This window comes from Selenomonas sp. CM52, assembly GCF_000292955.1.
Lineage (GTDB): Bacteria > Bacillota > Negativicutes > Selenomonadales > Selenomonadaceae > Selenomonas.
The window spans coordinates 29,531-51,202 of sequence record NZ_ALNM01000029.1; the positions used below are offsets into that span (position 1 = coordinate 29,531).

Here is a 21,672-nt window from a genome sequence, read left to right on the forward strand (position 1 = left end):
TTTTTTGCTCTTTGTCGTTTTAAGTTTCATCTTGCTTATCACGATAACAAGACATGAGCTTATCGGGAGGGCATCATGAAAATATCTGCCTGCTATATCACGAAAAATGAAGAACGAAATATCGCCCGCTCCTTGCAGAGTCTGGCAGACGCTGTGGATGAAATCATCGTGGTCGATACGGGATCGACGGACAGGACACGAGAAATTGCCGAGGCGCTGGGAGCGCGCGTATTGGATTTTTCCTGGCAGGACGATTTCTCCGCTCCGAGAAATTTTGCTGTTGAAGCAGCTTCAGGGGATTGGATCGTTTTTCTTGATGCAGATGAGTGGTTTGTCGAACCGCAAGGTGTGCGCAGTATGATTGAAGCGGAGATCGGCGCCGCTCCCGATTTGGAAGCGATGATGCTTCTGCGCCTGAATCTCGACGATCAAGGCAAAGAATTTTCACGCGACAGAAGTCTGCGCATATTTCGCAATGCACCATGGCTGCGCTATCATGGAAAGATTCATGAAAATGTATACAGCAGCAAAGGCCGCCTGCGAGTTTCTTATCCCGAAGGACTCGTACTCAATCATGACGGGTATCGCGGCGGCATGATTGAGGAAAAAATCGAACGCAATCTGTCCCTGATGCTCAAGGACATCAGGGAGAATGGTCATGCGGAGCGGTTTTATCCCGGACTTACGGATTGTTTCTACCACCTTCGCCAATACGAACGCTGTTTAGAGATGGCATTTTCGGGGTTGGAATTCCCTACGTATCCACGAGATACCCGCAGGGGCCTTTATCACGTTGCACTGGAAGCCATGCGATCCCTTAGTATTCCCTTGGACTTGATGTGTGATCTTATGGATTGTGCACAGGCGGAATTTCCGCATCTTCCCGAGTTCTATGCGGAAAAAGGCATTCTTCTTTCCTGCAGGGGAGAACTGGAGCAGGCAGTTTGCAATTTGGAGAAAGCAGCCGTCCTTTTTGAGGCTGTTCGGGAAGATGAGGTGTTTCCGTACTTTTATAAGGGCGGTGGGATTGCCTATGAACGCCTTGCACAGATCTATCGCGTTCTGGGGCGTTATGATTTAGCAGCTTTGAATTTTCTGAAAAGCAGCTGCTTTCATGGAGGGATGCCTCCTTCTGCAAAGGAACTATTGGAAGAAATGTGCCGCATTTGTGGGATTCAGATGAAGGAATTTGCAGGGAATGGGAGCACGATGATGCTTCCCGCCTTACTGCAGAGGCGTTTGTTGCAGGGCAGGTGTTCGGCTTCACCTGCTCTGACACGGATCTGCCGCTGTGGTTTGCTTCTTGTGGCAGCGGCTCGTGTGCCGCGGGCAAAGGCAGAAATGCTCGCTTTTTTGCCGAAGACTCTGCAGGAAAAGTGGAAAGGCTATGAGATTGTGAAGAAGAAAAAAGGAGATCGATGATGCGCATATCGGCATGCTGGATTACACGAAATGAGGCGAAGAATATAAGCTCTTCCATCGCAAGTGTCGCTGCGAGTGTAGATGAGATTGTTGTCTACGATACAGGCTCAGAGGATGATACGTGCCGCATCGTAGAGAAGATTCCCAAGGCAAAGCTCTTTCGAGGTTCTTGGCATGACGATTTTGCGGCAGCACGAAACGAGGCGCTTTCTCATGCGACAGGCGACTGGATCATCTTCCTCGATGCAGATGAGCGCTTTTCCGAAGAAACGCGGGGGAATCTGCGCGTCATTCTTGAAGAAGCGAAGGAATATGACGCGCTTGCCGTAAAGATCGTGAATCTTGACATCGACGGCGAGAAGGCGCGACGAATCGATCACACCTACGTCGTGCGTGCTTTCCGGCGCTCACCTGAGATTCGCTATGTGGGGCGTATCCACGAGCACATTGAGCGAAAGGGGGCGGAACTGCGGCTCGCATTCATCCCAGAGGCTATGTTGGTGCTGCTTCATACGGGCTATACGGAGAGTCGCTTGAAAGGAAAGGCGGAGCGCAACTTGAAACTCCTCCTGCGGGAATTGAAGCAGACGGAAAGTCCGCAGGATCTCTATCGTTACCTGGCCGAGGCGTATGAGGGCGTGGGTGATACAGAGCGCGCCCTTCATTATGCAAGGCTTGACGTTGCGGCGGGACCTCGTCCTGTGATCTTCGCCAGTCGCTGCTATCGCATGCTGCTTTATATGCTGCCGGAAGGAGAGGAACGCACCCGATTGTTGGAGAAGGCCGTACGGGACTTTCCAGGCCTGCCGGAGTTCCATGCTGAATATGCTGAGCATCTCGCACGCGATTTGAGATTTTCGGAGGCGTCAGAGGCAATGCAGCAAGCCTTTCGTGCCTATGCCGAGCATGAGGAAGACGGCGAAGCCATGGAGTTTGATGATGCGATGCTCGCCGTGGCGAAGGAGCGCACAGCCCTTTGGCAGAAGATCGCGGAAAGGGAGAAGACGCTCAAAATTTCAGCCTGCACCATCGCGCGTGATGAGGCGCATGATCTTCCGCGCTGGCTCGAAAATACGGCGGTTTACAGCGATGAGCGCATCGTCGTTGATACGGGATCCGAGGATGATACGAAGGAACTTGCTGAGGCGGCGGGGGCGCGTGTTTACGATCATCCATGGAGCGATGATTTTGCAGTGGCAAAGAATGCGGCTCTTGCTCATACAACGGGAGAATGGGTCGCTTTTCTCGATGCCGATGAGTATTTTGCTGCACCGCAGCAAGTGCGGCCGTATCTTGCCTCGCTTTCCGTCGAGCAGCCGGAGATTGAGGCAGTCATGCTGACGATCGTAAATCTCGACGAGGATGATCGACTCAGGGAGATCCAGCGCTTTCCAGCCGTACGTCTCTTTCGGCGCAGGAAAGATCTTGTCTTTGCCGGCCGAATTCACGAAACCATTTGCAAGATGGATGGCAAACTTGAGATCAAAATGGAAAGAAGGCATCTGACCGTCCATCATCTCGGCTACTCATCGGGGCGCGTGATGAAGAAGATGGAGCGCAATTTTGCCCTGCTGCAGGAAGATATCAAAGAAAACGGCGAACAGGACAGGCACTACCGTTATTTGGCAGACTGCTACACCGCTTTTGGCGATTGGAGAAAGGCGCTGTACTATGCTCTGGCGGCGCTCGATTCTTCAGCGACTGCCGTCGGCAGTGACAGCGATATGTATCGAACGGCGCTGCGCGCGATGCGCGAATGCCGAATGTCGGCTCAGGATATGCTTTCCCTGGCAGAAAAAGCGGCGGAGGAATTTCCAAGTCTGCCCGATTTTCATGCGGAAAAGGGCAGGATTCTCTTTTCGTCAGGAAGACTCAGGGGTGCTGCTGCTTGTCTTGAACAGGCACTCGATATTTTTACACATGAAGATGACGCAGGACAGGCCACGCGCTTTTCTGCAGAGTCTCCCGTCGCCTGGCGCGAGCTGGCCGAGATTCGCCTCGCTCTCGGCGAGAAGGAAAAGGCGAAGGCGGCGATCACTTCCTCCTTGCGCCTCAACCCGTTCAATGAGGAAGCGCTCGGACTCTGGCGGAGAATCGGGGGTGTCCCTTGCGGTGAGGAACTGTACAAGTTCTTCCCGCATACGCCTGAGGCGTTGCGCTTTCTGGCGCGTTGGGCGATTTCTGCGGGAGAGGCGCAGCTCGCTGCTGATGCTTCTGCAGAGCTTACAGACCTTTCGGGTGAATATTTGCCCGAGGCGGCATGCCTCGCCGCTTGGCAGGTGCAAGATTGGGAAAAAATGGCGGATGTGGCGATGGAGAACGTTGCCGCTGTGATGCAGGAACTCTTCCTCGTGCTGTTGCTGGCGCTGGCCAAAGGGGATTCCGTGCGTGCACATGCATCGGAGATGCAGTCTCTTCTGCCTGAGCTGCAGGAGATCCTGCGCAGCTTTACCAAGAAGCAGCCGATCAGCGCAGATCTTTGGGAAGAGTGCCGGGCGTTCCTTCCCGTGCTCGCACAAAGACTGCCGAACGAAGTCCTGCTGCGATACGTCCGGATCCTTTCTGCGCTGACGCCGGAAAAGAAGTGCGAGGCGGCGTCGCTCCTTTTGGCAGCGGAAAGATGGCAAGCCGCTATGGCTCTTTTGGCGGAGATTCCTGCAGATTCTCCAGCAGCAGATGATGCCTTTTGGCATGACACAGGCGTCGCTTTTTATCAAATGGGAGACTTTCCTGCAGCGCGCGAGTGCTTTTCGCGTGCGCGGGCTTTGGGTTCAGCGGCGAAAGATATCGCCGCCTATGAGGCATGGATGAAGGGAGTCGGAGCATGAAGCTTTCCGCCTGCGTGATCGTGAAGAATGAAGAAGAGAATATCGGCACGTGGCTCTCTTCAATGAAGAAGATTGCTGACGAGATGATTGTCGTCGATACCGGCTCGACCGATCGTACGGTCGAGATGGCGAAGGCGGCGGGCGCACGCGTCTTTCATCATGCGTGGCAGAACGATTTTGCCGCCGCGAAGAACTGCGCGCTGGAAAAGGCGAAGGGCGACTGGATCCTCTTCCTTGACGCTGACGAATATTTCAGCTCGCAGACGATTGCCAAGGTGCGCCCGCTCCTCATGGAGGTGGAGAAAAGCACGAAGCCCATCGTCGGCGTGATCTGCCGGCTCGTCAACATCGACAAGGATCAGGGAAACCGCTTTACGGGAGCAATCTTCCAACTGCGCATTTTCCGCAATAGTCCCGACCTTCGCTACGAGGGCAAGATTCATGAGCATGTTGTAGATGCTCGTAGGGCGGAGCATGAGATGTTCGCGACGCCGGAACTTGTGATTTTCCATACGGGTTATTCACAGCATCTCGTACAAAAAAAGCTTGAGCGCAACCTCGAATTCCTTCAACAGAAGGAAGAGACGGAGGGCGAGTCGACGGATGACGCTCTGCATTATATGGATTGCTACTATGGCTTGGGCGATTTTGCCAAGGCGGAAGAATATGCACGCAGAGCGATTGAAAGCAAGATCATCTATCTGGGGCGTGAAGGTGCTGAGTACTGGGGATTGACGCGCGCTTTACTTGCCCAGAAACGGCCGAAGGAAGAGATCGTAGCCGTCCTGGAAAAGGCGATGGAGAAGTACCCTGATCTCGCAGAGTTTCCCATGGAGTATGGACTCCTGGCGTGGGAGGAGCACGACTATCTGCTTGCAGAAAAGATGTTCCGCCTTGGCATGAAGCTCAAGGAGAAGGCGCCTGCGTCGCTTCGATCGGACAACTCGCTGCAGATGTTTCCCTTTGTCTGTGCATCTCTTGGAAAGATAGCGGCAATGCAGGGAAGAGCGGACGAGGCATTCGATCTTTTCCTGCGCGGTCTCCGGGAATATCCGTATGACGAGGGGCTTTTCCTCGCCCTTTACGATGCTCTCGCAGGCCAGGAAGCGGCGGACGTCATCGCACTCCTCGATACGCTCTACGACAAGGAGCACGATGCGCTGTTTCTTATGAAGGCTTTACGCGCACGGGAGGCGACGCCGATCGTGCTTTACTATGCGCGATTTTTGCCGCAGGATCAGAAGGATGAAGCATATCTCTATGTGGCAGCGAATCGCATGGATGCCGCAGCGGTGGAATTTTCTGCACGGCTCAAGAGCTTTTCTTCTGTGCTCGCCGAGGCGAAGGGTGAGATGCACATCCTGCCCGAGATGGATGGCGCCTCGCTCCTGCTTGCCGATGCTTACCGAAAGCAGTGGCGCAGGAAGGCGCTGCCTCTCGTCAGCATCATGATCCCGACGTACAACCGCCCGAAGTTCTTTGAGCTTGCGCTCCAAAGCGCCCTGCGGCAGACGTATGAGAATCTTGAGATTATCGTTTGCGACAACAGCACGGACGACCGAACGGAAGCTCTGATTGAAAAGTATTTGGGCGACCCGAGGCTGTGCTATCACCGAAACAGGACGGCGAAGACGAAGGAGGAGAACTTCGTGCCATTTGAGCATCTCGCAAGGGGCGAGTACCTGCAGTGGCTGATGGACGACGACATCCTGCTCGACGGCAAGGTCGAGAAGATGATGCAGGCGTTTCGCGAGAATCCTGCGGCGAGACTAGTGACTTCGAGGCGCGCTCAGATTGATGGGGAGGGCAGGGTGCAACCGAATCCTTGTACGGAGGGAGTGCCCGAAAGTGAAGCGGATTATTCCGTATTCGAGGGCGAGGCCGTCGGCAAGGAGACGCTGCTCGGCTGCAGAAACTTCCTTGGCGAGCCATCGGCCGTCCTCTTTCGACGAGCCGATCTCAAGCACCACTATTGGCGCGCCGAGAGCCGTGGCTACAAGACGATTTCCGACGTGGCGATGTGGCTGGAACTTCTGGAAGGAGGAGATTGCGTTTTCTTCCAGAAGCCCCTGAGCTGCTATCGGCGTCACGCGGCGCAGGAGGGGCAGCAGGAGGCGGTCATCCTCTTGAGCCGCTTGGAGTGGCTGCGGCTCATCAAGGAGTATTTTGAGCGCTGCATATACATCACGACGGAAGAAGAGTATATACAGCCATTGGAGCTTCTTTATGGTGAGTATCTGGCGGAGCGCGATCGTTTTGACCGTGCGGCGGCAGGTGACTATTGGCGCAAGTACGAAGAGACGATGCGCTCCACCCGGCGCACGCTGGAAAAAATGAAGAAAAAGGAGCGGGCGCATGGCAAGCGAGAAGGAAAAAGATAGGCTGCGCGAGAGGATCGGCGCATGTCTCGCCGTGCGCGATTTCGACGCAGCGATGGACGCTGTGCGCGAGCTGGCAAAGGACGAGGCGACCCAGGCGGAGGCGCTCGGCGCCGCTGCGAGCATCCACATCGAGGCGGGCGACTATGAGGGGGCGGCGCCCTTGGTCGAGGCGCTTCTGCAGAAGGAGTCGCAGTCTGTCTACGGCGCTTTTCTCCATGCGCGAATCCTTTTCGCCGAAGGAAAGCTGCTCTCGGCGCATCATGCGCTGACGTCGCTCTTGCAGCGTGAGGAAGGGATTGCCCCTCTCTACGTCGAGAAGGTCTGCAACCTTCTCGGGCAGGCGGCGCGTACTATGGGATTGGCAGAAGAAGCAGCTGCCGCCTACAAAAAAGCGGCGGCTGCAGCGGAAACTCCTGAGCTTCGCGCCGTGGCATGGAGCAACGTCCTCTTCGCGTTGCATTTTCTGCGTGTGCCTCAGCAAGAAGTGTACCGTGCGCACTGCGCTTATGGAGAGCTTTTCTGTGACGTGACGCCGTTTCTTCATCGCCTTCGGCCAAAGCGGCGCAAGATTCGCATCGGCTATATCTCGCCCGACTTGCGCCATCATGTCGTGCTGCGTTTTGCCGAGGCGCTCTTCACGCATTACGATGCCGAGCGCTTCGAGGTCTATTGCTACCAGAACGGCCCGGAGGACGAGGAGAGTCGCCGTATCATGCGTCTCGTCGACGCTTGGCGCAATATCTCGCCGCTCTCGCCACAGGAGGCGGCACGGCGTATCTACGAGGACGGCATAGACGTCCTCGTGGATCTCGCCGGTCATACGCGCGGCACGGCGCTTCCCGTGCTCGCTCATCGCCCTGCGCCCGTGCAGATGTCAGGCATCGGCTACTTCGCGACGACGGGGCTTCCCACGGTCGACTATATGATCGGCGATGTATGGCTCGACGGCGCACCGGCGGGTATCAAGGAAGCGCCGTTTTTTACGGAGAAACTGCTCGTGCTCGAGCATACACATCTCTGCTATACGCCCGCAGCGGATGCGCCGCCTGCGGGTACTGCGCCATGCATGGAGAAGGGATTCGTGACCTTCGGCAGTTTCAATGCTTTCGCCAAGGCTTCAGACGAAGTGCTCGCGGTGTGGGCGCAGATCCTTGCAGCAGTTCCGAACTCGCGCCTGCTCTTGAAATCCGCCGCCTTTTCGAGCGAGGAGGGATGCGCCGCCGCACTTGAGCGGCTGCAAGCGGCAGGCATCGAGCCTGCACGCGTCGAGCTGCGCCCCGATACTCGTGAATACCTGCACGAGTATCATGATGTCGACATCGCGCTCGATCCATTCCCCTATCCGGGCGGCGGTACGACGTTCGATGCGCTCTACATGGGTGTTCCCGTCGTCACGCTCAAGGGAGATTCGCACGGTGCGCGCTTCGGTTTCAGCATTCTCGCCAATCTCGGGTTGGAGGATCTGGCGGCAGCGGATGCGGCAAGCTATGTAGAGACAGCTGTGGCGCTGGCGAAGGATGCGGAGCTTCTTGCCGCCCTGCACGGGAATCTGCGCTCCATGATGGAAAATTCGCCTTTGATGGACGGCGCTTCTTACGTCGCCGCTCTCGAAGCCGGCTATGAAACGGCACTCGCCGCGCACGATGCGACTGAGACGCTGCCTTCGCCCGAAGAAGCTGCGAGGCTCGCCATTGTGCTCAAACGCTTTTTTGCGGCAGGGGACTTGCGTCAGGCGCTTGCCGCTGCCGACGCGCTCCTTGCTGCAGGCAGGGCATCGCGCGATGTATGGCGGCTTCTGGCAGGGCTTTACGTCGATGCCGAAGAGGGGGAGAATGCCGCGCGTGCGGCTGGACTGTACCTTGCAGACAAGGCGGATGGCTTTGGATTTCTCTTGCGCGCGCGCGCCGTATTCCTGCTCGGCCGTTGGCGCGATGCGCTCGAAGATGCACGCCGCGCACTCGCCCTCGGCACACTCTCACGGGGGGAGCAGGTGCTCGCGCACAACCTCGTCGCGCGCATCTGCCGCAGTATGGGTGAGATTGAAGAAGCTCTGTGCGCGGAGAAAGCGGCGTTTGATGTCGCCGATACGCTCGAAGATAAGGCGGCGTCATGGAGCAACTACCTCTTCGCCCTGCACTATGTCGAGCGCGAGCCGCGCTTCCTGCTCGATGCGGCACGCCTCTACGGGGAGCTTTTCAAAGAAGCGCCGCGATGGAAGGGAACGCCGAAAAGGCGCGAGAAGATTCGCGTCGGCTACATTTCGCCCGACTTCACGTTCCATATCGTCGCACTCTTCAGCTTCGCCTTTTTCACGCACTTCGACAAGACCCGCTTCGAGGTCTTCGGCTACTCGCTTGCGGGAGAGAATGCGATGGCGGCGGAGCTTTCTTCTCATGCGTCAGTTTGGCGCTATGTGGACGGCGAGACTCCCGCGGAGATTGCCGAGAAGATTCGCGCCGATGAGATCGACATCCTCTTCGACCTCTCGGGGCACAGTGCGAACAACGCGCTTCCCGTGCTCGCGCTGCGTCCTGCACCCGTGCAGATCTCGGGTATTGGCTACTTCGATACGACGGGGCTTTCAGCGGTCGATTATTTCTTGACGGACGCGTATACCGACCCTATGGGGGAAAACGACGACTGCTTTACGGAGAAGCTCCTGCGCTTGCCCGAGAGTCACCTCTGCTACCGTGCGAGCCGCGCGGGGGAAAAATCGCGCATCGCGCCTTTGCCCGCGCGGGAGAAGGGCTATATTACGTTCGGCAGCTTCAACAACTTCGCGAAGGTCACGGATCGGGTGCTGCATCTCTGGGCGAAGATTCTCCGCACCGTGCCGCGCTCGCGCCTCTTCCTCAAGACGGCAGCGTTCGATGCGGTGGACGGCAGGCAGGAGGCGCTCCGCCGCATCGAGGCGGCGGGGATCGATCTCGTGCGCGTCAAAACCGAAGGCCATACGGCAGAGTACCTCGCGGCATACGGCGAGGTCGATATCGCGCTTGATACATTCCCATACCCGGGCGGTGGTACGACGTGCGACGCACTCTACATGGGCGTGCCCGTCGTCACATTGGCAGGCGTGCGCCATGGCGCACGCTTCGGCGTGAGCATTTTGGCAAATCTCGGTCTTGTCGACGCTTGCTGTGCGCATACGGCGGACGAATATGTGGAGAAGGCGTGTGCGCTTGCCGCTGATGTGCAGACGCTCGCTGTCCTGCGGCGTACCTTGCGCACGCGCATGGAGGCGTCTCCCCTCATGGACGCCGCGCGCTACATGCTCCATCTCGAAGCGGCGTATGAAAAGATCTGGGCACATCGACTCGGAGAAGATGAGGGAGAGGTACGCAAGGCGCTTGTGCTCAAGATGGAAAAAGAGACGGATGCGGCCTTCAACGCACGTGATTGGCGGCGGTTCCTCTCTGTCGCCGCACGTCTTAGGGCTCTCCATGCTGCCTCGGAGAGACTCTTGATGAGCATGGGCTTTGCCGCCCTGCAGCTGCAGCAGGTGTCACGGGCACGTCTTTATCTTGAAATGGCGCTTGAGAAGACGCAGGAGAATAAGCCGGAAATCCTGCAGCTTCTCGCCGAAGCGCAGAAGCTGTCGGGCGATCATAAGGCGGCGCTCGCGAGTTTGAAAGAGGCGGCTGCGCTGACGGAAAAGACGCACGAGACGCGCCCCTTCCGCTATCGTCTTGCGCTTGCACATGGTCATGCCGCATACATGCTCGGCCATGCCGACGAGGCTGCTGCAGCCTATCGGGAGGCTTCTGACTTAGCAGAGAAGCTTCGCACACGCACGGCAGCCTACAGCTCGCATCTGCTCGCTTTGCACAATACAGCGATTGGGCGGGAGGCGCTTTTTGCTGCGCATCGAGATTATGAGAGGATTCTCGAAGGGATCGAGCCGCTTGCCGCGCGTATTTTGCAGATACGCAGCAAGATTCGCATCGGTTACATGTCGCCCGATTTTCGCCGACACGTCATGTTATCCTTCATCTACGGCCTTTTCGTACGCTTTGACCGCACGCATTTTGAGGTCTACGCGTATTCGCTCGCAGAGGAGGAGGACGGCTTCACCGCTGCCCTAAAGGAGCACGCGACGGCTTGGCGCGAGATGGCGGGATTTTCCTATGCGGAGATTGCCGAAAGGATTCGTGCCGATGAGATCGATGTCCTCGTTGACCTCGCAGGGCACAGCGCGGGCGGCGCACTCCCCATATTCTGCTATCGTCCCGCTCCCGTGCAGGTTTCGGGTCTTGGCTATGTCAATACGACGGGGCTTTCCTCGGTCGATTACTTCCTCACGGACGATATCGTCGACCCGCCGGGAAGGCACGACGCGTTCTTCACGGAAGAGCCTGTATGCCTGACGAGCCAGTTCCTCTACACGGCGAAGAGTGATGTGCCGAATCCTTCGAGTGCACCATGCAGAGTGAAAGGATATATCGTTTTCGGTGTTTTCAACCACTGGTACAAGGTCACGGAAGAAATGCTCTTTTGCTGGCGCGAGATCTTGGAGCGCGTGCCGAAGAGTCGTTTGCTCATCAAGTGCCAGGAGCTTTTTGCGCCAGAGATGCGAGAAGAGGTACTGCGCCGCATGGCAGAGGCAAAGATCGACATCGAGCGCGTCGATCTGGAGCCTGCGACGAGCGACTACATGGAGCGATATTTGGCGGTCGACATTGCGCTAGATACATTCCCGTACCCGGGCGGCGGCACGACGTGTGACGCACTCTACATGGGTGTGCCCGTCGTCACGCGCTATGGCAGGCGGCGCGGTTCGCGCTTCGGATTGTCGCTGCTGAAGAACGTGGGCGTTTCGGACCTTGCCGCTGCTGACGCGAGGTCGTACATTGAGAAAGCCGTGGCGCTCGCTCATGATGCAGATCTGCTCGATCAGCTGCACCGGACGCTTCGGGCGCATCTTGCTGCTTCGCCCGTCATGCAGGCTGCGCACTATATGGAGGAGCTGGAACGTTTCTATTGCACGGCAGTTGAACGAAAGAAGGAGGAGTCGGACGAAGGATGAAAGATTTTTCAAAAATCGCTGGGGAGCTTGCTATTTTGCAGGACAAGGGGAGATGGGAGGCGGGAATCGAGCGCGTAGAATACCTGATTAGAAGGCATGCGTCAGAGCTTGAACGCGGCGAAAAGAGTTTCCTCTGCGGCAGGCTCGGCTACTTCCTGCATTTCGTTGGCCGCATCGAGAAGGCGGCTGCTGCTTATCAAGAGGCGGTCGCCCTTGCGCCGTACCTTGCACATCAGAGAAAGCTCTACAGTGACTACCTCATGGTTTGTCACTATCTGCCGCAGATCGGTGACGAGGAGCTTGCCATACGCCATTTCACCTATAATCAATTTTTCCGTTCGGAGGAGGAACTGCATCACGAGCGAGAGCTTCACCGCCGCCACAAGAAGATCCGTGTAGGCTACCTCTCGTCGAACTTCAAGACGCACATCATGAGCTGCTTCATGATGCAACTGCTCGCCATCGCTGATCACAGTCGTTTCGAGGTCTATTGCTACGATCTTGGCAACGATGCCGATGCGGCGGCCAAGCAGATGAGATCCTTTGGTAACATTTGGCGCAGCATCGTCCTGTCTGAGGCGAAGGATCGTGCACGGGCGATTGCTGCAGATGAGATCGACATTCTCTTCGATCTCAGTGGTCATACGGACGGAGGACATGGTTTGGCGACGCTCGGCTACAAGGCGGCGCCCGTACAGCTCACGGGAATCGGCTACATGAGCACGTCGGGGCTCAAGGCGGTCGATTACTATCTGTCGGATATTTTTCTAGATCCAGAGGGCAAGGGCGATGCGTATTTCTCCGAAAAACTTCTGCGTCTTCCACATTCACACTTCTGCTACACGCCGTTCGAAGCCGTGTTCAAAAGTACGATTGACTGGCAGCCACATGAACGACTGGTGTTCGGCTGCTTCAACAACTCCGCAAAAATTTCTGACGATATGCTGCGCCTCTGGTACACGCTCCTTATGCGTGTTCCAGATTCCAAGCTCGTGCTCAAGGCGTGGAAGCCTAAGAACCTGCGTAAAAGGGCGCTTGCTCTCGGCTATCGTCCCGATCAGATCGAGGTGCGCCCCATGACGCTCGATTATATCCACGAGTATATGGACATGGATATAGCGCTCGATACCTTTCCCTATACGGGCGGCGGCACGACGTGCGAGGCACTCTACATGGGAACGCCCGTCATCACGCTCGCGGGCACGCGCCATGGCACACGCTTCGGATTGTCGCTTCTGGAAAATGTCGGCCTTGGCGAACTGGCGGCGCATACTCCGGAAGAATATATCGAGAAAGCTGCGGCGCTTGCCTCGGACAGCGAACTCTTGACGGCGCTGCACCGAAACCTGCGCCCCATGATGCAGCGATCCCCTGTGATGGACGGCAGACGCTATGTGCGCGAGGTCGAGGCGATGTATGAGAAGATTTGGAAGGAATGGCTCTATGGGGAGAATCGTTGAGGAAAATATTGGAGTTACTATGAAAGTCCAAGAAGTCAAGCCCGAAGGGCGCAGGCTGATTGGCTCTTTCATGTATGGACTGAAAGTTTATCCGTACTTCCTTAAGCCTATATCGAGCTTTTTCGATATAGAGACGTATGATATAATGGACGTAAAGAAAATTTAGGAGGAATATATCTTGTCAAATTGGAATACGAGAAATTCGCAGGGAACGGTGATCTCGGCAGATGAGATGAAGCGCAAGCTTGCTGCGCAGATGGCAGATGAAGAGTACGCAGAGGCGCTTGGCACGGTCGCGGCGATGATTGAAAAGGGGATTAAGGATGCCGACGCCTTTTATGATGCAGCATACAGCTACTTCATGAGCGGTGACTATGAACGCGCAATACAGTGGGTAGACAACACGCTGAGCTTTGTGCCGCAGCACGTCAGGGCGCGCATCCTGCTCGCTCGCATCTGCCTCCTGGAAGAGCGCACGTCGGACGGCCTTGCCATCCTCGAATTTGTGCTGAAGAATTATGCGGCATCCCTTTCGACAGAAGATAAGGAAGACCTTTCCGAGGTGCTCGATTACTATGCTGCGACGAAGGAAGATGAGATCCGTGCAGGTTATCCCGCCATCGCGCATTTCCTACAGCTCGATCATGCGGCATCGGAGAAGCAGACGGCGGCATTTCAGCCGTTGGCACAGCAGGTGCAGCGCATTGAAATGCCGTTGGCGCAGCAGAAGCAGTCTGTGCAGCAGAGTGCGGCGGATGATGAGAATGAGTCTATGCGCTTGACGCAGGAAATTCTTGGGAAGGATGTCGCGCTTTCGGAGAAGGTGCGCCTTTTGAATTCGTTCGCAGGGGGGTTCTTCCTCGCAGGCTCTTTCAAGGCCGCGAAGCATCTCTTGAAGCAGGCGCTTGGCCTCGATGCGCACGATGAGATGACGCTCAAAAACATGGGATATACGCTCGCTGCCCTTGGAGAGCGCGATGCAGCGCTGGAACTTGTCACTAGGATGAAAGTGCCCGACTTTGGCCTTCTGGTCGCTGTCCGTGGCTGAGGCGCACTCTTTTGCGGAGGCGATGACAAGCGTTCGTGCCCTCCTTGCTGAAGACAGGGGAGGAGCTGCGCTTGAGGCGCTGCGCCGCTTGGCGCGGGCGCCTCTTTCGCCGCGTGCCGCCTTCGAACTGGCGGCGGCGAAAGCATCTGCCTACACCGCCTTGGGCGATGCGCACGGAGTCGTCGAGGCGTACCGTGCAGCATGCTCTTCGGGCGGAGCTCTGCCGGAAGAACATCGCATGGCGTACAGCAACTGTCTCTTTGCGCTTCACTACTTGCCGGGCGTGGAAGATGCCCGGCTTTTTCGTGAACACTGCGGCTTTGCGGCGCTTTTTGAGGGCGTGAGGCAATATGCGCACGATGCGCTGCTTCACTGCCATGAGAGATTGCGCATCGGATATATTTCGCCGGATTTCGCCATGCAGATCAATGCTTTCTTCATCATGCCGCTTCTTGTTCATCGGACGAAAGAGCGCTTTGAGGTCTACTGCTATGACACGCGCGGCGCAGGCGACAGCGTGACGGAGCAGATGCGTTCTCTCGCGGATGCTTGGCGAGATGTGTCGTCCTTGCCTGCGGCGGAGCAGGCAGCGTGTATCTACGCAGACGAGATCGACATCCTCGTCGATCTTTCGGGGCATGCAGCAGGCGGAAAAACTCTCGCCGCTCTCGCCCATCGCCCCGCCCCCGTGCAGGTGACGGCGATCGGCTGGTTCGATACGACGGGGCTGCCTGCGATCGACTATGTGCTTGCTGACCGCCTTTCGGCTACGGCAGACAACGAAGAGCTTTTCCTCGAAAAAACGCTGTGCCTGCACGATCACTCCATGCTCTGTTACATGCCGCCGTCCTCGGTGCAGTATGTGACGAAGCGGCGCGAGCGACACGAGGCGCCCGTCTTCGGCAGCTTCAACAACTTTTACAAGATCACGCACGAGCAGCTCCTTCTTTGGCGTGAGATTGTAGAGCGTGTGCCGGGCGCACGCCTCGTGCTCAAGAATACGGCGGCGAGCGAGGTGCAGGAGCGCCGCATGCGCCGCATGGCGAAGCGTGCGGGCTTCGCCGAGGGAGTGGTCGAATTTCGGCGTGCGTCGAGCGATTACCTCGCGCAGTATCTCGACATCGATATCGCGCTCGATACTTACCCTTATCCGGGCGGAGGCACGACATGCGACGCGCTTTACATGGGCGTGCCTGTCGTCACGCGCTATGGCAGGCGCTTCGGCTCGCGCTTTGGCCTGAGTCTTTTGTCGGCTGCAGGGCTTTCGGAGCTTGCGGCAGCGACGCCTGAGGAGTATGCGGCGAAGGCCGTGTCGCTCGCTCGTGATACGGAACTTCTGACTGCGCTGCACGAGACTTTGCGTGTGCGTATGGAAGAGTCGCCTTTGATGGATGGCGCTGGCTATGCGCGCGAGGTTGAGGCGCTCTATGAAGAAGCGTGGCTGGCATGGCTGCAATAGGGAAAGCACCGTAGGAGGAGATGCGAGGGAATGAACAAGATTATCGCTATATCCCTGGTCGCGGACTGTGCTGACATCATCGAAAGCTTCGTGCGTCACACGCTGACGTACGTGGATGAGATGCTCGTGGTCGACCATGCGGCGGCGGACGGCACGGGAGATGTCCTGCACGCACTTCAAGAGGAAGGACTGCCCCTTTGCATTGAGCGCTACGAGGCGGCGGAGCTTCGCCATGACGAGATTATGACGGCTCTGATGCACAGGGCGTTTGACGAGTATGATGCCGACATCGTTGTTCCTGTTGATGCCGATGAGTTTCTCGTAACACAGGACGCGGCGAAACCTTGCCGTGCTGTCCTTTCGCATTTGCGCACCGATGTGACATTCTGCGCATGGCATTGGATGTACGAGTTGGAAAAACCGGAAGAAGATACAGGAAGGTTCCTGCTTTCGCGCCCGCTGCGGCGAAAGAAGCGGCATGAGCCGGTGCAGAAGGCGATCATTGGGCGCGAGGCTGCACGTTCGTATCCGTTGTTGGCGCAGGGCACGCACTATCTCTACCGCATGGAAGGAGAGGAGCGCGTGCCGGCGCCTGCGCTCCCCATCAGTTTCCTGCACTTCGCGCATTTTCAATGGCGCGGCACTCTGCATACGGCGGTCAAGGTCCTGAACGGTTGGATTGGCAATGCGGCGAAGTATTCCGTGCACACGGCGCGCTGCTATTATTGGAAGGAGCACTTCGACACGGTATTCGAGGGCAGAGTGCCGCCCGTCGCGCTTTCGCCAGAGGAAAGCGAGGCGGTACAGGGATTGGTCTTGCCGCAGGGAGAGATTGAACTGCGCTATACAAAAGGTGCGGCATTCTCTCCGCTGCAGAGCCTGATGCGTCTATCTGAGCAGCTCGCGCAGGATTTTGCCGAGGAGCGTGTGCTTGCGCGCCAGAGGCTCGTGAGCATTGTCGTGCCGTATCTTGGGAACTTTTCCTTATGGCAGCGTTCTTTGGAAAGCGCTGCAGCACAGACGTATCCGCATATCGAAGTCGTTGCGCTTGATTTCGTAGGCGATGAAGCGCGCCTGCAGGAATCTCTGGAGGCTTTGGGAGCGCCGCATGGAATTGTTCCCGCCGTCTCTTCGGGATGGGGCGCACGGCTTTCCGGCACAGTGCGCGGAGCATACGTTCAATGGATCGTCCCCGGCGACCGGCTTCTTGCTGAGAAGGTCGTGCGGATGGTGACGACTTTGGAACTTGACGATGAACTTGATTTCGTAATTGCCGATCCAGAAGAAGCGGCGAATGAAGAGAATGATGCGTTGGAGCGCTTCGCCTTCCGTATGAGGCAGTCGCACTGCATCGTCGCCTCTGGCGCATGGCATCGCAGTTTCGTGCTCTCGGAAGGACGTTCGCCCGCAGGGGGGCTGTCGGGTACACTGCTGCGCCGCAGCGTGCTGGACGAGTGCGCGTGGTTGGAACCGGCGTTCTTCCAGGGACGCTTCTTCCCTCTGGCAGCGTTTGTCCTGCTCTTCCAAACGCGGGCGGATTTCCGTGCCGGCGTCTTCGAGATTCCTTTGCTCGCCCGCGGAACGCAGGACGCAGGCGAGATTTTATGGCATCCGGCGGAATGGGCGGCATTGCTCCTTTCGTGCGACGGCGAGGTTGACATGACGGCACGAAAGAGCGCTAGGGAGACTCTGGCGCAGCAAGCGCAGAATATCTTTGCGCGCGAAGCTCTTTGTAGCAGAGCAGACTTTGCGTGTGCGCGCCGCGTGTTTGAGGAACTTTTTGCGGCTCTTCCCGAATGAGGCGCTGTTCCCGAAGGCAAAGGAGGATGACCGAGATTATGCAAAAAGCGCCGTACATCGCTGAGCGCGCCATCGTCCTTGCGGCGGGGCGCGGCGAGAGGATGCGTCCCTTGACCGATGAGACGCCGAAGCCCTTGGTGCGCGTCGGCGAGCGCCGCATCATCGACACTCTGCTCTCGGCGCTTGTGGCGGCGGATTACCCTGAGATCTGCATCGTGCGCGGCTACTTGAGCGAGAAGTTTGAGGCTCTCAAGGAGGAGTACCCAATGATCCGCTTCATCGATAACCTGCACTGGCACGAGGCGAACAACATCGCATCGTTGCTCGCCGTGGGAGATCTTGTCGAGAACGCGATGATCGTCGAGGGCGATCTCTTTCTGCAAAATCCCGCGCTCCTTTGCCGTGAGCAGCCAGGGACGAACTATCTGGCGATTCCCGTCGAAGAGACGGATGACTGGTGCTTCTTCCCCGATGAGGAGGGCGTCATCCGTCGCATGGCGGTTGGCGGCAAGGAGTGCTGGAAGATGGTCGGCATATCCTATTGGACGCCGAAGGATGGCAGGAAACTCTCCGAGTCTTTGCAAAGGCTCTATGAGACGCCTGGCGGGTCTGAACGCTATTGGGACGAGGCGGCTCTTTCGGCCGACATCGAGGATTTCTGCGTCCGTGTGCGTGCCTGCAGCGAGAAGGATGTGCAGGAAATCGATACGGTTGAGGAGTTGGAGACGTTGAGGCGGAAGTACGGGGAAATGGAGGAGAAGTGATGGCTACGCGCGCATTTCCGCCGGGAAACGCAAGGGGAGCGGAAGTTTTTCAGGCTCTGCTGCAGAAGAGTCGCGACGGCATGTACGATGAGGCCTTTTTTGATCTTGTTGAGCAGTATCGTCAGATGTATCCGCTATCGGAGAAAACGTCGCTGTTTCTTGCTTTTTGTGCCATGAGCGAGGGATATTTTGATATCGCCATGGAACAGGTGAGGGAAGCAGAAAAAAAGAGGCGCATGTCCCTTCCTGTATGGGAGATCCTTATCGCGTGCTGCTCGCGGCGGGGTGATGTGCGTGAGGCCGTTGTTTACAGCGGTATGGCTCGCTGCTTCTACCAGCGCCCGATGCATCTTTCACTGTCGCACGATGAATTGGAGCAGTTTCTGAGCGTGCTTTCGCGCGCTATGAGCGCGCCGCTTTACGCGCCACTGCTTACGGCGCGAGCTGTTTGGGCGGATGGCGTCCTTTCCTATCGTGCGGGATCCTTTGCGGGGGAATTCCTGCCCACGCTTTTCTATTCGGAGGAATGGCCGTATTGGGCGGGCGCCTATATTTCCGAGGAACCGCTGAACGAAAAGGGTTGGCTTCTCGAAAGGATGAAGGACGATCCGGAGTTTGCCGCGAACCAGGGGGCAGAGTTTGTTTTTGATCTCATGCGGGCGAAAAAGGTACAGGAAATCACTTTTTCGGCGGGAAAAGACACATGGCTCTTGCCTGTAGCCGGCCTGTCCGCAGGGCAGGAGGCAGAGTTTGCAGGAGCTATGCAAGCGGGAAGCGTGCCTCTGGCGTACAAGTCGTTTTCGTTCTTTCGCGTGGATAAGGAGATAAAAATCTCTTCCAAGGAGCCGTGGATTCTGGGGCAGCCGATTCGCTTAGGGCATAGCCCACGTCGTCATCGCCTAGTGCTCAATATCCTTGTCGACGCCCTTAGTTGGGGTGAGATCAAAAGGGAAGGCTACAGGGCGGTGCCCAATCTCATGCAATTTTTCTCCTCGGGAATCATATTCGACAATCACTATGCTGCTGCAGAATATACATACCCATCGTTGGCTGCAATGGAAACGGGCCTTTACATGCACCGCTTGCAGGTGTTTGATAACTGTTTCGGCGGGGAGATCGATAGTGGAATCAAGACGCTCTCGGAAGGCGCGGCGGAGCTCGGGTACTACTGCGTCAACGTCATGGGAGCCTCGGAGGGCGTTTACAACGGTGTCACGCGCGGCTTCCATCGGCTCATCGTCAACCCGAATCACCTGTCGTCTGCCGAGGCTGTGGAAAGGGCGATCCGCCAGATCGAAGCATTTGATGAATGCGATCAGTATGTATTCCTGCATTTTTCCGATACGCATACGCGCTCCATATTGATGGATGCCCTGCCTCTTGCGACGCAGACGCATCTGCCGCTGGAAGAGCGCTTACTGGGGGCGGAAGGCGAAAAAACGAGTGTATTTCTCTCGGAACGCGCCATTTATTCCCATGCCAATCGAGAGGGGATACGTCGGGTGGATCGGATCCTAGGGGAGTTTTTTTCGTATCTGGAGAGCCGCTTTGCGCCGGAGGAGTATGTGGTTCATCTCTATTCCGATCACGGGGTTCCCGTTTACGAGAAGGAGCCTTATCCGACGAGCGAAAACCAGGCCTGCGCTGCATTGATGCTGCGCGGCGCGGGAATTCCAAAGATCGGGCGTTGTGCGGAACTCGTGAGCGGACTCGATTTTTATCCGATTGTGGCGCACAGCCTGGGATTCTCGCCCAGCGCGTCCATCGACGGCAATCTGCCGAAAGTCTTGGGCGGTAAGGAGCGTGAATATGTGGTTTCCAGCACGCAGTTTCCCGGGCAGCCGTATCGCGTAAGCATACGCACTAAACTGCATGAATGCCGCATGGAAAGCGTTTTTCCCGTGACGCCGGAAGGCACCGTCAATCTTGCGGGAGCAGCCATCGAGATTTATACGCGCGAGGGTCATGAGCAGGTGGAAGATGAGGAGCTTTACCGTTATTTTCTTTCTCTGCTCGATGACCATACACGCTCATTTAATACAGAGGGGCATGAATGGCCAGAGCACTTCATGGAAAAAGTGAAGGAATCATGGCACGCATGAGGAGGAATCTATGGGAAATATTGCTTACGCCTGCTTCTGCACGGATGTGATTCACGAAGGGCATCGAAACATCCTGCGTGAAGCCAAGAAGCACGGCACGGTCATTGCGGGCGTCCTTTCTGACCGCGAGATGGTGCGTTACAATCGCTTTCCCTCCATATCGCTTGAAGAGCGCATTGCACTTTTGGAGGCCGAGCCGGAGGTCGAGCGCGTCATCGTGCAGGACGCCATCATGTACGATGCAGTCATTGCATCTCTGAGACCTGATTTCGTCGTGCACGGAGACAACTGGCGCGGCGGTCCGATGTCTGCAATTCGCGAGAACGTGCTGGCAAATCTCAAGAAGACGGGCGGTAAACTCATTGAGGTGCCATACACATGGAATCCGGATGTCAAGAAGATTGACGAGCGCGTGAAAGAGCGGCTCGTCATGCCGGAGTTTCGGCGGCGGCGTCTGCGCCGTCTCTTGGAGATCGTACCGATTGTCAAGACGATCGAGGTGCACGACGGGCTTACGGGACTTCTCGCAGAAAAGACCGTCGTCGAACATGAGGGCGGTCTTGATCAGTTCGATGCGCTTTGGATTTCGAGCCTCTGCGACTCGACGGCGAAGGGCAAGCCCGACATCGAGCTTGTCGACATGTCGTCGCGCATCCGCACGATCGATGATGTCATGGACGTCACGACGAAACCCATCATCCTCGACGCCGATACGGGCGGACTCACAGAGCATTTCGTCTACCATGTACACACGTTGGAACGCATGGGCGTTTCCGCTGTCATACTGGAAGATAAGATCGGCCTCAAGAAGAACTCGCTCTTCGGCACGGAGGTCGAGCAGCAGCAGGATACGATCGAGCACTTCGCGGCGAAGATTCGGGCGGGCAAGGAGGCGCAGCGAACGGATGATTTCATGATCATCGCACGCATCGAGAGCCTGATTCTTGAAAAGGGACTGGCAGACGCCTTGGAACGCGCTTCCGCCTATGTGGCGGCGGGTGCGGACGGTATCATGATCCACTCGCGCAAGAAGGAGCCGGACGAGGTATTCGCCTTTGCTGACGCTTTCCGCAAGACGCATCCGACTGTGCCGCTCGTCGCTGTTCCGACATCCTACAGCGCGGTGACGGAAGCGGAACTCGCCGTGCACGGCGTGAACATCGTCATCTATGCGAACCAACTGACGCGCAGCGCCTTTCCCGCGATGGAGCGCACAGCAATGTCCATCTTGAAGCACCATCGTGCTCTTGAGGCGGATGCGGATCTCATGCCTTTCAAGGACATCATCCGCCTGATCGACGATGTCTAGTTGTTTTGCATAGACGGAGACGCGGGCGGCTAACGTACGAAAGTAAGCTGTGGGCGATGAACGGATGAAAGGA

Annotated in this window: 11 protein-coding genes; all 11 read left to right on the forward strand. The window is 57.0% G+C overall.

The features are described 5' to 3' along the window. The first annotated feature begins 75 nt into the window (after positions 1-75). The 11 genes from HMPREF1153_RS07380 (at position 76) to aepX (ending at position 21,599) form a co-directional block, all read left to right on the forward strand. A complete protein-coding gene (locus HMPREF1153_RS07380; protein ID WP_009646305.1) occupies positions 76-1,422 on the forward strand; it encodes a glycosyltransferase family 2 protein in 1,347 nt (448 codons plus the stop codon). Then, positions 1,419-4,250: a glycosyltransferase gene (locus tag HMPREF1153_RS07385; protein ID WP_156810562.1), complete on the forward strand. Its 2,832-nt coding sequence runs from the start codon at positions 1,419-1,421 to the stop codon at positions 4,248-4,250. The genes HMPREF1153_RS07380 and HMPREF1153_RS07385 overlap by 4 nt, the downstream gene beginning before the upstream one ends. Beyond that, positions 4,247-6,631: a glycosyltransferase gene (locus tag HMPREF1153_RS07390; RefSeq protein ID WP_009646299.1), complete on the forward strand. Its 2,385-nt coding sequence runs from the start codon at positions 4,247-4,249 to the stop codon at positions 6,629-6,631. Before HMPREF1153_RS07385 ends, HMPREF1153_RS07390 begins: the two co-directional genes overlap by 4 nt. Continuing rightward, entirely contained in the window at positions 6,606-11,657 is a 5,052-nt protein-coding gene (locus HMPREF1153_RS07395; RefSeq protein WP_009646331.1) for an O-linked N-acetylglucosamine transferase, SPINDLY family protein, read from the forward strand. Before HMPREF1153_RS07390 ends, HMPREF1153_RS07395 begins: the two co-directional genes overlap by 26 nt. Further along, complete coding sequence (locus HMPREF1153_RS07400; RefSeq protein WP_009646349.1) at positions 11,654-13,117, forward strand: O-linked N-acetylglucosamine transferase, SPINDLY family protein; 1,464 nt, start codon at positions 11,654-11,656, stop codon at positions 13,115-13,117. Before HMPREF1153_RS07395 ends, HMPREF1153_RS07400 begins: the two co-directional genes overlap by 4 nt. Positions 13,118-13,295: 178 nt before the next feature. Then, on the forward strand, positions 13,296-14,165 hold the full coding sequence (locus HMPREF1153_RS07410) for a CDC27 family protein (RefSeq protein ID WP_009646289.1): 870 nt from the start codon (positions 13,296-13,298) through the stop codon (positions 14,163-14,165). A gap of 22 nt (positions 14,166-14,187) precedes the next feature. Next, positions 14,188-15,624: an O-linked N-acetylglucosamine transferase, SPINDLY family protein gene (locus HMPREF1153_RS07415; RefSeq protein ID WP_071530765.1), complete on the forward strand. Its 1,437-nt coding sequence runs from the start codon at positions 14,188-14,190 to the stop codon at positions 15,622-15,624. 30 nt (positions 15,625-15,654) lie between these two features. Further along, a complete protein-coding gene (locus HMPREF1153_RS07420; protein WP_009646282.1) occupies positions 15,655-17,424 on the forward strand; it encodes a glycosyltransferase family 2 protein in 1,770 nt (589 codons plus the stop codon). Positions 17,425-17,450: 26 nt separating this feature from the next. Next, positions 17,451-18,188 carry a phosphocholine cytidylyltransferase family protein gene (locus HMPREF1153_RS07425; RefSeq protein ID WP_232208243.1) on the forward strand — a complete coding sequence of 246 codons (738 nt, stop codon included), beginning with the start codon at positions 17,451-17,453 and terminating at the stop codon, positions 18,186-18,188. Continuing rightward, positions 18,188-20,290 carry a sulfatase-like hydrolase/transferase gene (locus tag HMPREF1153_RS07430; RefSeq protein ID WP_009646342.1) on the forward strand — a complete coding sequence of 701 codons (2,103 nt, stop codon included), beginning with the start codon at positions 18,188-18,190 and terminating at the stop codon, positions 20,288-20,290. Before HMPREF1153_RS07425 ends, HMPREF1153_RS07430 begins: the two co-directional genes overlap by 1 nt. A gap of 10 nt (positions 20,291-20,300) precedes the next feature. Further along, on the forward strand, positions 20,301-21,599 hold the full coding sequence (gene aepX / locus HMPREF1153_RS07435) for a phosphoenolpyruvate mutase (protein ID WP_009646296.1): 1,299 nt from the start codon (positions 20,301-20,303) through the stop codon (positions 21,597-21,599). Positions 21,600-21,672: the final 73 nt, after the last annotated feature.

Coding starts and splice junctions, on each gene's coding strand:
- HMPREF1153_RS07385 (WP_156810562.1), top strand. CDS start 1,419: ATGATGCGCATATCGGCATGCTGGATTACACGAAATGAGGCGAAGAAT.
- HMPREF1153_RS07395 (WP_009646331.1), top strand. CDS start 6,606: ATGGCAAGCGAGAAGGAAAAAGATAGGCTGCGCGAGAGGATCGGCGCA.
- HMPREF1153_RS07420 (WP_009646282.1), top strand. CDS start 15,655: ATGAACAAGATTATCGCTATATCCCTGGTCGCGGACTGTGCTGACATC.
- HMPREF1153_RS07380 (WP_009646305.1), top strand. CDS start 76: ATGAAAATATCTGCCTGCTATATCACGAAAAATGAAGAACGAAATATC.
- HMPREF1153_RS07390 (WP_009646299.1), top strand. CDS start 4,247: ATGAAGCTTTCCGCCTGCGTGATCGTGAAGAATGAAGAAGAGAATATC.
- HMPREF1153_RS07415 (WP_071530765.1), top strand. CDS start 14,188: ATGACAAGCGTTCGTGCCCTCCTTGCTGAAGACAGGGGAGGAGCTGCG.
- aepX (WP_009646296.1), top strand. CDS start 20,301: ATGGGAAATATTGCTTACGCCTGCTTCTGCACGGATGTGATTCACGAA.
- HMPREF1153_RS07400 (WP_009646349.1), top strand. CDS start 11,654: ATGAAAGATTTTTCAAAAATCGCTGGGGAGCTTGCTATTTTGCAGGAC.
- HMPREF1153_RS07430 (WP_009646342.1), top strand. CDS start 18,188: ATGGCTACGCGCGCATTTCCGCCGGGAAACGCAAGGGGAGCGGAAGTT.
- HMPREF1153_RS07425 (WP_232208243.1), top strand. CDS start 17,451: ATGACCGAGATTATGCAAAAAGCGCCGTACATCGCTGAGCGCGCCATC.